General features: G+C 65.2%; 12 protein-coding genes. 9 read left to right on the forward strand and 3 right to left on the reverse strand.

What is annotated here, in order from left to right:
• The first annotated feature begins 193 nt into the window (after positions 1-193).
• The 7 genes from AC3WOB_RS14425 to AC3WOB_RS14455 all read left to right on the forward strand — a co-directional run bounded on the left by AC3WOB_RS14425 (position 194) and on the right by AC3WOB_RS14455 (position 8,257).
• Positions 194-1,339 (forward strand): branched-chain amino acid ABC transporter substrate-binding protein, encoded by a 1,146-nt coding sequence (locus tag AC3WOB_RS14425; RefSeq protein ID WP_013394755.1) that lies wholly within the window; start codon positions 194-196, stop codon positions 1,337-1,339.
• A 235-nt stretch (positions 1,340-1,574) separates the two neighbouring features.
• On the forward strand, positions 1,575-2,426 hold the full coding sequence (locus AC3WOB_RS14430; protein WP_370126311.1) for a branched-chain amino acid ABC transporter permease: 852 nt from the start codon (positions 1,575-1,577) through the stop codon (positions 2,424-2,426).
• Positions 2,423-3,511, forward strand: a complete 1,089-nt coding sequence (locus tag AC3WOB_RS14435; protein WP_013394753.1) for an ABC transporter permease subunit — start codon at positions 2,423-2,425, stop codon at positions 3,509-3,511. The genes AC3WOB_RS14430 and AC3WOB_RS14435 overlap by 4 nt, the downstream gene beginning before the upstream one ends.
• Complete coding sequence (locus tag AC3WOB_RS14440) at positions 3,508-4,308, forward strand: ABC transporter ATP-binding protein (protein WP_492275402.1); 801 nt, start codon at positions 3,508-3,510, stop codon at positions 4,306-4,308. The genes AC3WOB_RS14435 and AC3WOB_RS14440 overlap by 4 nt, the downstream gene beginning before the upstream one ends.
• The gene (locus AC3WOB_RS14445) at positions 4,305-5,036 is read left to right on the forward strand and encodes an ABC transporter ATP-binding protein (RefSeq protein WP_013394751.1); all 732 of its coding nucleotides are present in this window, start codon (positions 4,305-4,307) and stop codon (positions 5,034-5,036) included. The genes AC3WOB_RS14440 and AC3WOB_RS14445 overlap by 4 nt, the downstream gene beginning before the upstream one ends.
• Positions 5,037-5,489: 453 nt before the next feature.
• Positions 5,490-6,500 (forward strand): Bug family tripartite tricarboxylate transporter substrate binding protein, encoded by a 1,011-nt coding sequence (locus AC3WOB_RS14450; protein ID WP_013392932.1) that lies wholly within the window; start codon positions 5,490-5,492, stop codon positions 6,498-6,500.
• Between the two features lie 20 nt (positions 6,501-6,520).
• Positions 6,521-8,257, forward strand: coding sequence for an IlvD/Edd family dehydratase (locus tag AC3WOB_RS14455; RefSeq protein WP_013392933.1), 1,737 nt, complete (start codon positions 6,521-6,523; stop codon positions 8,255-8,257).
• Between the two features lie 2 nt (positions 8,258-8,259).
• Here the strand turns inward: AC3WOB_RS14455 and AC3WOB_RS14460 are convergent, their stop codons facing one another.
• Positions 8,260-9,153 (reverse strand): LysR family transcriptional regulator, encoded by an 894-nt coding sequence (locus AC3WOB_RS14460; RefSeq protein ID WP_013392934.1) that lies wholly within the window; start codon positions 9,151-9,153, stop codon positions 8,260-8,262.
• A gap of 133 nt (positions 9,154-9,286) precedes the next feature.
• On the opposite strand from AC3WOB_RS14460, the gene AC3WOB_RS14465 reads away from it, so the two are divergent.
• Complete coding sequence (locus AC3WOB_RS14465) at positions 9,287-10,276, forward strand: 2-hydroxyacid dehydrogenase (RefSeq protein WP_492275403.1); 990 nt, start codon at positions 9,287-9,289, stop codon at positions 10,274-10,276.
• On the opposite strand, the gene AC3WOB_RS14470 is transcribed toward AC3WOB_RS14465, so the two are convergent.
• Entirely contained in the window at positions 10,260-10,688 is a 429-nt protein-coding gene (locus AC3WOB_RS14470; RefSeq protein WP_492275404.1) for a DoxX family protein, read from the reverse strand. The two genes, AC3WOB_RS14465 and AC3WOB_RS14470, sit on opposite strands and share 17 nt — an antisense overlap.
• A 95-nt stretch (positions 10,689-10,783) precedes the next feature.
• On the opposite strand from AC3WOB_RS14470, the gene AC3WOB_RS14475 reads away from it, so the two are divergent.
• On the forward strand, positions 10,784-11,191 hold the full coding sequence (locus AC3WOB_RS14475) for a winged helix-turn-helix transcriptional regulator (RefSeq protein ID WP_492275405.1): 408 nt from the start codon (positions 10,784-10,786) through the stop codon (positions 11,189-11,191).
• Positions 11,192-11,224: 33 nt separating this feature from the next.
• On the opposite strand, the gene AC3WOB_RS14480 is transcribed toward AC3WOB_RS14475, so the two are convergent.
• The gene (locus AC3WOB_RS14480; RefSeq protein WP_492275406.1) at positions 11,225-11,704 is read right to left on the reverse strand and encodes a hypothetical protein; all 480 of its coding nucleotides are present in this window, start codon (positions 11,702-11,704) and stop codon (positions 11,225-11,227) included.
• Positions 11,705-11,944: the final 240 nt, after the last annotated feature.

Genomic DNA, 11,944 nt, shown 5'->3' on the forward strand with positions numbered 1-11,944 from the left:
TATCGGGCGGGGTTGCACTGGAAGCAAAATCCGGTCGCACCTCAAATTCGGAAGTCGCAACCCGGCTTCCGGATTTTGCAGAACATGCATGCGCAAGCTCCCGCTACATCGGGCTTGCAGTAGTGAAAAACCAAAGGCCTGGCTAAAAGCTCAGGTATAACAAGGTCTTAAGTCCGACACTCGGAGGATACCCATGAAGTTCCGCACCACTTTGAAGCTTCTCGCCGCCAGCATCGCCGCCGCCGGCATGGCCGCCTCCGCGCAGGCCGCCGACGTCAAGTTCGGTTTTGCCGCACCGCTTACCGGTCCGCAGTCGCACTATGGCGAGGACATGCAGAACGGCCTGAACCTGGCCCTGGAAGAAGCCAACAAGAAGGGCATCAAGGTCGACGGCGAAACCGCCAAGTTCGTGCTGGTGTCGCGCGACGACCAGGCCGATCCCCGCGTCGGCGTGCAGGTCGCCCAGCAACTGGTCGACCAGGACGTGGTCGGCATCCTGGGCCACTTCAACTCGGGCACGACCATCCCCGCTTCGCGCGTCTACCATGAAGCCGGTCTGCCCCAGATCGCCATGGCCACGTCGCCCGAATACACCAAGCAAGGCTACGAAACCACCTTCCGCATGATGACCAGCGATACCCAGCAGGGCGCCGCGGTCGGCAAGTTCATGGTGGAAAGCCTGAAGGCCAAGAAGGTTGCGATCATCGACGACCGCACCGCCTACGGCCAGGGCCTGGCCGACGAAGTCGAAAAGGCCGTCAAGGCCGCTGGCGGCCAGGTCGTGCGCCGCGAATACACCACCGACAAGGCCAACGACTTCACCGCCATCCTGACCAACATCAAGGGTTCCGCGCCCGACGCCATTTTCTACGGCGGCCTGGACGCGCAATCCGGTCCCATGAAGCGCCAACTGGCGACGCTGGGCCTGAAGGCGCCGCTGGTCTCGGGCGAAATGACCCGCAGCGACACCTTCATCAAGCTGGCTGGCGACGCCGCCGACGGCACCTACGCCTCGCTGGCCGGCGTGCCGCTGGACAAGATGGCGGCAGGCAAGGACTTCGAGCAGCGCTACCAGGCGCGCTTCAAGAAGGCCCCCGGCGTCTATGCGCCCTACGCCTATGACGGCGCCTGGAACATGATCGCCGCCATCGAGCAGGCCGGCTCGGCCAAGCCCGAGAAGTACCTGCCGGCCCTGGCCAAGCTGAACCGCAAGGGCGCAACCAGCGAGCACATTTCCTACGACGCCAAGGGCGACCTGAAGGAAATCTCGGTCACCATCTACGAAGTCAAGAACGGCAAGTGGGAGATGGTTGAAACGATGGTCAGCCAAGCCAACTAAGGCGGCTTGACCGGGGCGGAGAGGCGGCGCAGCTGCTTCCCGTCCGCATCGCAGCGTGCGCGCCGCCGGGCGCGCGCCATGCGCGGCGCCGTGGCAGGCCCCGAGGGCCGCCACCGCGCGATCCGCGCGATTTTTCCAGGCTTATTCCGCGGCCCCTATGGATATCTTCATTCAACAACTGATTAACGGCGTCACGCTAGGCAGCGTGTACGCCCTGGTCGCCCTGGGCTACACCATGGTGTACGGCATCATCGGGCTGATCAACTTCGCCCATGGCGACGTCGTCATGATAGGCGCGATGGCGGCGACGACCATCGCCATCTCGCTGGTGGGCGGCGATCCTTCGACCTCGGCCTTCGTGGTGCTGGGCGTCGGCCTGCTGGTGTCCGTGCCGCTGTGCATGGCCGTGGGCTGGACCGCCGAGCGCGTCGCCTACCGGCCGCTGCGCCGCGCGCCGCGCCTGGCTGCCCTGATCACCGCCATCGGCGTGTCCATCATCCTGCAGAACGTGGCCATGATGGGCTGGGGCCGCAACTATCTGAACTTCCCGCAAGTGCTGTCGCCGCAGGTGTTCGAGATTGCAGGCGCGCGCATGAGTTCGCTGCAGATCGCCATCGTGGTGATCGCGGCGCTGATCATGGGCGGGCTGCTGGCCGTGGTGCACAAGACCCGCCTGGGCACGGCGATGCGCGCCACCGCGCAGAACCGCGAAGTGGCCGGGCTGATGGGCGTGAACATCAACACCGTGATTTCGGCGGCGTTCCTGATCGGTTCGGCGCTGGCCGCCGTGGCCGGCATGATGGTCGCCACCTACTACGGCGTGTCGCAATACACCATGGGCTTCATGCTCGGCCTGAAGGCCTTCACGGCCGCGGTGCTGGGCGGCATCGGCAACCTGGTCGGCGCCATGGCGGGCGGCCTGTTGCTGGGCATCATCGAATCCTTGGGCGCGGGCTACATCGGCGACTTGACCGGCGGCTTCCTCGGCAGCCACTACCAGGACGTGTTCGCGTTCTTCGTGCTGGTGCTGGTGCTGATCTTCCGTCCGTCCGGCCTGCTGGGCGAACGCGTGGGAGACCGGGCATGAGCGCAAACCTGAAAAGCAGCGGGTTCTCCACCCGCAACCTGATCGGCATCGCGCTGATCGGCGTGGTGCTGGCGGTGCTGCCCTTTGTGATCGGCATGGCCGGCCAGAGCTGGGTGCGCATCCTGAATTTCGCCCTGCTGTACGTGATGCTGTCGCTGGGCCTGAACATCGTGGTGGGCTTCGCGGGGCTGCTGGACCTGGGCTACATCGCGTTCTACGCGGTGGGCGCCTATACCTGGGCGCTGCTGGCCTCGCCGCACTTCGGCCTGCACCTGCCGTTCTGGGCGATCCTGCCGATCGCGCTGGCGGTGGCCTGCCTGTTCGGCGTGCTGCTGGGGGCGCCCACGCTCAAGCTGCGAGGGGACTATCTGGCCATCGTCACCCTGGGTTTCGGGGAAATCATCCGCATCTTCCTGAACAACCTGAACGCGCCGGTCAACATCACCAACGGGCCGCAGGGCATCAACCGCATCGATACCTTCAAGGTGGGCGAGTTCGCCTTCGGCCGCACGGAAAGCCTGCTGGGCCTGCGCGTGACCGGGCCGGAAAAGTACTACTACCTGCTGCTGGCGATCACGCTGATCATCGTGGTGGTCTGCGTGCGCCTGCAGAATTCGCGCATCGGCCGCGCCTGGGAAGCGATCCGCGAAGACGAGATCGCGGCCAAGGCCATGGGCATCAATACCCGCAACATCAAGCTGCTGGCGTTCGCCATGGGCGCATCCTTCGGCGGCGTGGCGGGCGCCTTGTTCGCGTCGATGCAGGGCTTCGTCAGCCCGGAAAGCTTTTCGCTGATGGAATCCATCTCGATCCTGTGCATGGTGGTGCTGGGCGGCATGGGCCACATTCCGGGCGTGATCCTGGGGGCGTTGATCCTGGCCGCGTTGCCGGAATTCTTGCGCGCCGTAGTCGAGCCCGTGCAGCACATGCTGTTCGGCGCCGTGGTGCTGGACCCCGAAGGCATACGCATGCTGTTGTTCGGCCTGGCCATGGTCTGCGTGATGCTGTTCCGTCCGGCCGGCCTGTGGCCGTCGGCGGTGCGCAAGCGTGAACTGGCGACCAAGACCCAGGGAGGCGCGGCATGAGCAAACTGCTGCAAGCCCAGGGACTGGGCAAGCGCTTCGGCGGCCTGCAGGCGCTGTCGGACGTCAGCTTCGATATCGAGCAGGGCGAGATCTACGGCCTGATCGGCCCGAACGGCGCGGGCAAGACCACGCTGTTCAATGTGCTGACCGGCCTGTATATCCCGGAAGAGGGCAGCTGCACCTTCAATGGCGAGTCCATGTCCGGCAAGAAGCCGCATGAAGTCGCCTTTGCCGGACTGGCGCGCACCTTCCAGAACATCCGCCTGTTCGCCAACCTGAGCGCCATCGAAAACGTGATGATCGGCCGCCACATGCGCACCAAGTCCGGCGTGTTCGGCGCCGTGCTGCGTACGCGCGGCACGCGCGCCGAAGAGGCCGCGACGGAAGCGCGGGCGCAGGAATTGCTGGACTACGTCGGCATCGGCCACCGCGCCAACGACGTCGCCCGCTCGCTGCCTTACGGCGACCAGCGGCGCCTGGAGATCGCGCGGGCCCTGGCCACCGATCCCAAGCTGCTGGCGCTGGACGAACCGGCGGCCGGCATGAACGCGTCGGAAACCGTGGTGCTGCGCAAGCTGGTCGAAAAGATCCGCGCCGACGGCGTCACCGTGCTCTTGATCGAGCACGACATGAAGCTGGTCATGGGCCTGTGCGACCGCGTGCTGGTGCTGGAATACGGCAAGGTGTTGGCCATGGGCAAACCTGCCCAGGTGCAGCGCGACCCCAAGGTCATTGAAGCGTATCTGGGCGCCGGCGCTGCGCAGGATCCGCAGATTCATCAGGAGCGCCCGGCATGACGGCAGTATCCCAACCCCTACTGGAATTGCGGGGCCTGCAGGTTTCCTATGGCGGCATTCGCGCCGTGCGCGGCATCGACCTGCGCGTGGACCAAGGCGAGCTGGTTTGCCTGATCGGCGCCAACGGCGCCGGCAAGAGCACCACGCTGCGCGCCATCTGCGGACTGGTGCCGCTGGCGGGCGGCGAAGTGGTCTACGGCGGCCAGTCCGTCGGCGGCCAGAAATCGCATGAACTGGTGCGCCGCGGCTTGGTCATGGTGCCGGAAGGACGCGGCATCTTCGGCCAGCTCACGATCGAGGAAAACCTGGCGATGGGGGCCTACATCCGCCGCGACGCGGCCCAGATCCGCCAAGACACCGACCGCGTCTTCACCTTGTTCCCGCGCCTGGCCGAGCGTCGCAAGCAGGCGGCCGGCACCTTGTCGGGCGGCGAACAGCAAATGGTGGCGATGGGCCGCGCCATGATCGCGCGTCCCAAGCTGCTGCTGCTGGACGAGCCCTCGATGGGCCTGGCGCCGCTGATGGTGGAGAAGGTCTTCGAGGTGGTGCGCACCATCGCCAGCGAAGGCGTCACCATTCTGCTGATCGAGCAGAATGCACGCCTGGCGCTGGAAAACAGCCATCGCGGCTACGTGATGGAATCTGGTGAGATCATCCTGTCCGGTCCCGCAGGTGACATGCTGCACGATCCCAAGGTGCGCGCGGCTTATCTGGGCGAGTCTGAGTAGGGCGCGGCCAGGATCTTGGGGGCGGGCGGGGCAGGGCTTCGAGCTTGCGGACGTCAGGGTTCTTTAGCCGCCGAGGCCGCCCTGCGCCATTCCGATGCTCGCCCCAGTGGGGCTGCGCTTCGGATGGCTCCGGGCAGCCTCGGCTGGCAGTCGCCCAGTGCATTGGTTTCGGAATCCGTTCATGGGCAGATGCCTTGAGCCGGTGGCCGGGCGGAGGGATCCGAAGCGCAGCCCCACTGGGGCGAGCATCGGAATCCCGCAGTCCGGACGCCGGCGACTCAAGAACCCTACCTCACAAAATCGAAGTGCGGCCCGGATTTTCCTCATCCGGACGTCCTGGAACTCTCACGGATTTTTTTGACAGAACATAAATTTTTTTCTCTTTTCGCAGGCGAGAGTTTGCGAACATGCGTCTAGAGCTTTCAAGCCATAAGAACGCATCGGGAGACAAAAATGTTCTGTAAGCACGCCGCGCGCAAGCGCATCAACATCGTTGCGGCCGCCTTCGTCGCGGCCGCCGCGTTCGCCATTCCTGGCCATGCATCCGCGCAGGCTGCCGACAGCTATCCCAGCAAGCCCATCCGCCTGATCATTCCGTATCCGCCGGGAGGCGCGACCGACGTGATCGGGCGCATCGTGGGCCAGCGCCTGAGCGAAGAGATCGGCGGCCAGGTCGTGATCGAGAACCGGGGCGGAGCAGGCGGCAATATCGGAGCGGCCGAAGTGGCGCGCGCCCAGCCCGACGGCTATACCTTGCTGATGGGCGCGCTGACCTCGCATTCGGTCATGGCGACCTTGGAGAAGGACACCATCCCGTACGATCTGCGCAAGGACTTCGCGCCTGTCGGCGTGGTCGGCTTCGTGCCGCTGGTGGCCGTGGTCAATCCCAAGCTGCCGATCAAATCGCTGTCCGAGCTGGTGAGCTACGCGAAGGCGAATCCCGGCAAACTCAACTTCGCCTCGTCAGGCGCCGGCGCGCCCCAGCGCATGGCCATGGAACTGTTCAAGCAGATCGCGGGCGTCAAGATCGAGCACGTGGCCTACCGCGGCAGCGGCCCGGCGATGACGGACCTGGTCGGCGGCCAGGTCGAGACCATGACGGAGACGGTTCCCGCCGCGATCTCCTTCATCAAGTCCGGCCAGTTGCGTCCGCTGGCCGTGCTTACGCCCCAACGCGTCTCGATGCTGCCGGACATTCCCACCGCCGAGGAACAGGGTTTCAGCGGCTTTAACGTTAGTTCGCTCTTCGGCGTGATGGCGCCGGCGGGCACGCCGGCCCCCATCGTCGCCAAGCTCAACAAGGCGCTGACCACGGCGCTGGCCAAGGACGATGCCAAGGCCCAGCTGTTGCAGCAAGGCGTTTATGCCGACGCGCTCGATGTCGAAGCCTCCAAGGCACGCCTGAACGCGGAAATCGAACAGTGGGCCAAGGTCATCCGCGACGGCGGCATCACCGTAAATTAACTGGAAGCAGTTTGAACAAGATGAGCAAGAAGAATACCGGATCATCGCAGGACCAGGCCGGCGGCCTGCGCAAGGGTCTCACCAGCTATGGCGACAGCGGCTTCTCGCTGTTCCTGCGCAAGGCCTTCATCAAGGGCGCGGGCTATACGGACGGCGCGCTGGACCGGCCGGTGATCGGCATCGCCAACACCGGCAGCGCCTACAACCCCTGCCACGGCAATGCGCCGCAGCTGCTGGAGGCCGTCAAGCGCGGCATCATGTTCGCGGGCGGGCTGCCGATGGATTTCCCGACCATCTCCATCCACGAGAGCTTTTCCTTTCCCACCAGCATGTACCTGCGCAACCTCATGTCCATGGACACCGAGGAACTGATACGCGCGCAGCCCATGGACGCCGTGGTGCTCATCGGCGGATGCGACAAGACCGTGCCCGCCCAGCTCATGGGCGCCGCGTCGGCGGACATTCCGGCGATCCAGCTGGTGACCGGATCGATGCTGACGGGCTCGCACCGGTCCGAGCGGGTGGGGGCATGCACGGATTGCCGCAGGTACTGGGGCAAGTACCGCGCCGAGGAAATCGACGATCAGGAGATCGCCGACGTCAACAACCAGCTGGTTGCCAGCGTGGGCACCTGTTCGGTCATGGGCACGGCAAGCACCATGGCCTGTATCGCCGAAGCGCTGGGCATGACCGTGCCCGGCGGCGCCACGCCGCCTGCGGTCACGGCGGACCGGATGCGCATCGCCGAGCTCACCGGCGCGCAAGCGGTCGAAATCGCCAGACAACGCCTGTCCGTTTCCAAGATCCTGACCGCGGATTCCTTCGAGAACGCCATGCGCGTGCTGTTGGCCATCGGCGGGTCCACCAACGGCATCATCCATCTCACCGCCATCGCCGGCCGGCTGGGCCTGGACCTGGACTTGCAGGCGCTGGACCGCATGGGGCGCGAGACGCCCGTGCTGGTGGACCTGAAGCCGTCCGGCCAGCACTACATGGAAGACTTCCACAAGGCGGGCGGCATGGCCACGTTGCTGCGCGAACTCAAGCCGCTGTTGAAGCTGGACGCGCTGACCGTGACCGGCAGGACGCTGGGCGAGGAGATCGAGCGCTCGGGACCGGGCTTCGCGCAAAGCGTGGTCAGGACGCGGCAGAACCCGATCTATCCGCAGGGCGGCATTGCCGTGCTGTCCGGCAACCTGGCTCCCGAAGGCGCCATCATCAAGCAGTCGTCCGCCAATGCCGGGCTGATGGAGCATGAAGGGCGCGCGGTGGTGTTCGAGAACGCCGAGGACCTGGCGAGCCGCATCGATGCCGCCGATCTGGACGTCACGCCGCAGGACATCCTGGTGCTGAAGAACATTGGCCCCAAGGGCGCGCCCGGCATGCCGGAGGCGGGCTATATCCCGATCCCCAAGAAGCTGGCGTCGCAGGGCGTGAAGGACATCATCCGGATCTCGGACGGCCGCATGAGCGGCACCGCTTTCGGCACCATCGTGCTGCACGTCACGCCGGAAGCGGCCATAGGCGGACCGCTGGCCTATGTCAGGAACGGCGACCGCATACGCCTGAGCGTGAGCCAGCGGGAAATTTCGCTGCTGGTATCGGAAGAAGAACTGGAACGCCGCCGCCGCGAGCAGCCGGTCACGCCGCCCACGGCCGAGCGCGGCTACAAGAAGCTGTTCCTCGATACGGTGACCCAGGCTGACAAGGGCGTCGACTTCGACTTCCTGCGCGGCGTGCCGGGCAAGTCCAAGTAAGGCTACGGCTTTGCCCGGCGTTCTTCCATGTTGCCGAAGATGGTCCGGGCATCCTGGGAAATCGACGCGGCCATCTTGGCATGATGGCCGCGGGTGTTCCAGATCAGGCCGTTCCTGCGCACGGGCGCGCGGTTGGGCAACGGAATGCGCGCCACGTCGAGCGACTTCCACATGGAGGACCAGTCCGGAATCAGCGCCACGCCCAGGCCCTCGTGCACCAGGGCGACGATGGCGAGCAGGCCGTCGATCTCCAGGCGCTGCTTGGGCCAGATCTGGTGGTCGCGCAGATAGCGGTCGGCCAGTTGGCCGCCGTATATGTTCCGGTCATAGCGTATGAAGGGTTGGGTCGACAGCAATGCGTGGGCGTCCTGGTCCGCAAGATGGGACGGCGCCACCACGACCAGCGGTTCTTCCATGAACGGCTGCCACAGACAGCTCTTGGGCACGGCGAACTGGGGCTCCACCACGATGGCGGCGTCGAGTTCGCCGTTGACCACCTTGCCGCACAGGTCTATGGAACCGCCGGGGGTGACGAATACGGAGGCGTCGGGATGCCTGCGGTACAGGGACTTGAGAATGGGCGGCAGCACGTTCGTGAGCGCGGACACGAAACAGCCGATGCGGAACTCGCCCGGCTGGTCGCCGTCGATGGCCATGGCGCGCAGATCGCGGAGGTTGCGGATGGCCGCCTTGGTGCCTTCGAGGATGCGCATGCCGCTCTCGGTCGGCCTGACGGAACGCCCCGAGCGCTTTACCAGCGCCACGCCCAGATCCATTTCCAGCGCCTTGATGCGCGCGGCAATGGCAGCCGAGGTCAGATCGAGCTTGCGCGCGGCTTCGGCGAATGAACCGGCTTCGACGACCGCGACGAAGCTCTGCATGCACTTGATGTCCATGATGCGATGGGCTATTGCCCTGAAAGGAGAAACTTCAGATTGAAGATCGCACGAACTGCTACGAACCCGGCCGCGATGGTTGCAGGCTTATCGCGCCAATTCCCCGTATGTTATAGCGTCGAGGTTGAAATCCATGATGGAGCATGAACTGGCCGCAACGCGCCAGGCGGCAGCAATAAGCCCTGAGGATCGGGGCGCCCAGTTTCCCCTCTTGCTCAAGGTAGGGGTTTTTCCCGAGTCGGTGGAAGCGCAGTTCCGTTCGGTGTTCACCTTGATCGAGGAAGAGGCGCTGCAACACGATCCGGCGCTGCTTGCAGCGATAGGCGGCATCGTCACGCGTTCGAACTATCGGATTCCCGCCGAGCTCATGGATCGTCTGCCGGGCTTGCGCATCGTAGCCACCAACGGCGTCGGCTACGACGGCATCGCGCTGGATCACGCGCGTGCGAAGAACATCGTCGTGACCAACACGCCGGACGTGTTGAACAAGGCCGTGGCGGAGTTGGCGGTGGGGCAGTTGCTCGCCTTGCTGCGCCGCCTGCCCGCGGCCGATGGTTTTGTGCGCACCGGCGCGTGGCAGGCTTCGCCTTTTCCGCTGGGGGCGAGCCTGGCGGGCAAGCGGGTCGGCATCGTCGGCCTGGGGCGCATAGGCAAAGAGATCGTGCAACGGCTTGCGCCGTTTGAAGTGGACCTCAGCTATTTCGGCCGCAAGCGCCAGGACGTGCCATGGCGGCACTTCGATTCACTGCCGGCCATGGCCCGCGACGTGGACGTGCTGATCCTGTCGTGTCCCGGAGGCGAGGCTACGCGCCATCTCGTTGACGCGACCGTGCTGCGGGCGCTGGGACCCGATGGCCTGGTCGTCAACGTCGCCCGCGGCTCGGTCATCAAGGAGGCCGACCTGTGCCATGCGCTGGCCAACGGCATCATTCAGGGCGCCGCGCTCGACGTGTTCGAAAGCGAGCCGCTGGGCGAGAGTCCGCTGCGGCACATGCCCAATGTGATCCTGGCGCCCCATATCGGCAGCGCCACGCATGAGACGCGCCGCCAGATGGCGGAGCTGGCGATACGGAACCTGGTGTCGTTCTTCAAGACGGGGAGGGCGGTTACGCCGGTGGCATGACCGGCGACGGGCCGGTGCTTGTGGCTTGGCCGCCAGGACGATGCAGCCAGGCGATCGCAGCCGTGATGAGCAGCAGGATCAACGCCGGAACCGGGCTGCCCTCGATCACAAATGAATGGGCCAGCACGGCGCCGACCATGGTGGCGCTCAGCAGCAGTCCGCCGAGAAAGGCGGCTGCGGGGACGAGGACGGCGATCCCGCCTATCACTTCGACGATGCCGGTAACGATGCGGAACCACTGTCCAATGCCGATGTGGTCGAAGGCCTGGACCATTTCCGGCGCACCCGACAGTTTGGCTGCGGCGGCCGCAAGGAATGCGACGGCCGCCAGGATGCGCAGCCCCCAGGAAACGTACTTGAGGGTTTTGGATTGGGCTTGCGGCTGGTCGGCGCTGCTGCGGGGTAGCTTCATTGTGGGTTGCCTCGGTATAAAATTGTGACTGAGGCTAGCAATGTAACTATGGTCCCGATCGCCCACAATACGGCACATCAGGAGAACTCGGTATCATGAATGTGACTGAAAAGCTCCACGCTTTGCACGAGCACGACTGTCAAAAGATCAGTCAGGTGCTGGCGCGCATCGGTGAAAAATGGAGCGTGCTCATCATCATGATTCTGTCTGATGGTCCGCGTCGTTTCACCGAAATCAAACGCACCATCAACGGCATCTCGCAACGGATGTTGACGCTTTGCCTGCGTGGTCTGGAGCGTGACGGCCTGGTCAAGCGCACGGTCTATTCAGTGATGCCGCCGCATGTGGAATATGAGCTGACGCCGCTTGGGCGCTCGCTCACCGAACCCGTGACCGCGTTGGGATGCTGGGCCAGCAAACATATTGCCGACATCGATGTGGCCAGGGCGGCCTTCGATGCCGAGGCCGACGCGGCGAGCGAGGCGCCGCCCCGGCGCCGGTAGCTGACGCCGCGCCGGAGTCGGCATGGCGGCCCGCTAGACCCACACCGTCGCGATCAGCAGCGCACAGCCTGCCGTGGCCGTGGCGGCCATGATGGCCGCCAGGCGCAAGGCGATCTTGCGTTCCCTGCGGCCGACGTTGGGGTTGCCGTCATTGGCCGAGCGCAGCTGTTCCCAGGTGGACGCGGCGCCCGCCTCGCGGCTCTGCATGGCCGACGCGGTATTTGCCGTGGAACGGGAAATGCCGGTGAGCCGCAGCGCCGGATAGGCCAGCAGCAGCCCCGCCAGGAACAAGGCGCAGGCGCTCATCGCGCCTGCCGTGAAGGCTGAGCTGTCGCGTGCCGCAAACAGGATGATGGCTGCCGCCAGGCCGATGACATTCAAGCCAGCCAATGCTTTCAGCGCCTGGATTCCCCAGGGGCCGGTGGCTTCCTCGGTGAAGTCGCCGACCGAGCGCCAGTAAGCGGCGTCCTGGGTAGCGGCCTGGAAAAAAAAGGCGAGATCCCTGAGGAGCACGTCGCCTTGCCTGTTGTCAGGGCTGGTGTCCCGATGCCACTGGGTGGCGAATTTCCTGCTTCGCTCGGCGTCCGCGTGATGCGCGCGGGCCCAGTTTTCCGCCAGACCTACCGCTGCTTCGACGGTAAGCGCCCCTGCGGGGCTTGCACTGTCTTTCATTTTTGTCGTCCCCATATATGGGACATTGTACTAGGCCTGAGGGGCCGGTACTTTGAGGCAGGACAGGCTGGCGCGGCGCGG

Source organism: Achromobacter sp. FW305-C-30-7, from assembly GCF_058783105.1.

What these genes read in the sequence shown, in the direction of transcription:
- AC3WOB_RS14425 (WP_013394755.1), top strand. Translation starts at nt 194, where the DNA reads ATGAAGTTCCGCACCACTTTGAAGCTTCTCGCCGCCAGCATCGCCGCC.
- AC3WOB_RS14475 (WP_492275405.1), top strand. Translation starts at nt 10,784, where the DNA reads ATGAATGTGACTGAAAAGCTCCACGCTTTGCACGAGCACGACTGTCAA.
- AC3WOB_RS14445 (WP_013394751.1), top strand. Translation starts at nt 4,305, where the DNA reads ATGACGGCAGTATCCCAACCCCTACTGGAATTGCGGGGCCTGCAGGTT.
- AC3WOB_RS14460 (WP_013392934.1), bottom strand. Translation starts at nt 9,153, where the DNA reads ATGGACATCAAGTGCATGCAGAGCTTCGTCGCGGTCGTCGAAGCCGGT.
- AC3WOB_RS14450 (WP_013392932.1), top strand. Translation starts at nt 5,490, where the DNA reads ATGTTCTGTAAGCACGCCGCGCGCAAGCGCATCAACATCGTTGCGGCC.
- AC3WOB_RS14440 (WP_492275402.1), top strand. Translation starts at nt 3,508, where the DNA reads ATGAGCAAACTGCTGCAAGCCCAGGGACTGGGCAAGCGCTTCGGCGGC.
- AC3WOB_RS14435 (WP_013394753.1), top strand. Translation starts at nt 2,423, where the DNA reads ATGAGCGCAAACCTGAAAAGCAGCGGGTTCTCCACCCGCAACCTGATC.
- AC3WOB_RS14455 (WP_013392933.1), top strand. Translation starts at nt 6,521, where the DNA reads ATGAGCAAGAAGAATACCGGATCATCGCAGGACCAGGCCGGCGGCCTG.
- AC3WOB_RS14465 (WP_492275403.1), top strand. Translation starts at nt 9,287, where the DNA reads ATGATGGAGCATGAACTGGCCGCAACGCGCCAGGCGGCAGCAATAAGC.
- AC3WOB_RS14470 (WP_492275404.1), bottom strand. Translation starts at nt 10,688, where the DNA reads ATGAAGCTACCCCGCAGCAGCGCCGACCAGCCGCAAGCCCAATCCAAA.
- AC3WOB_RS14430 (WP_370126311.1), top strand. Translation starts at nt 1,575, where the DNA reads ATGGTGTACGGCATCATCGGGCTGATCAACTTCGCCCATGGCGACGTC.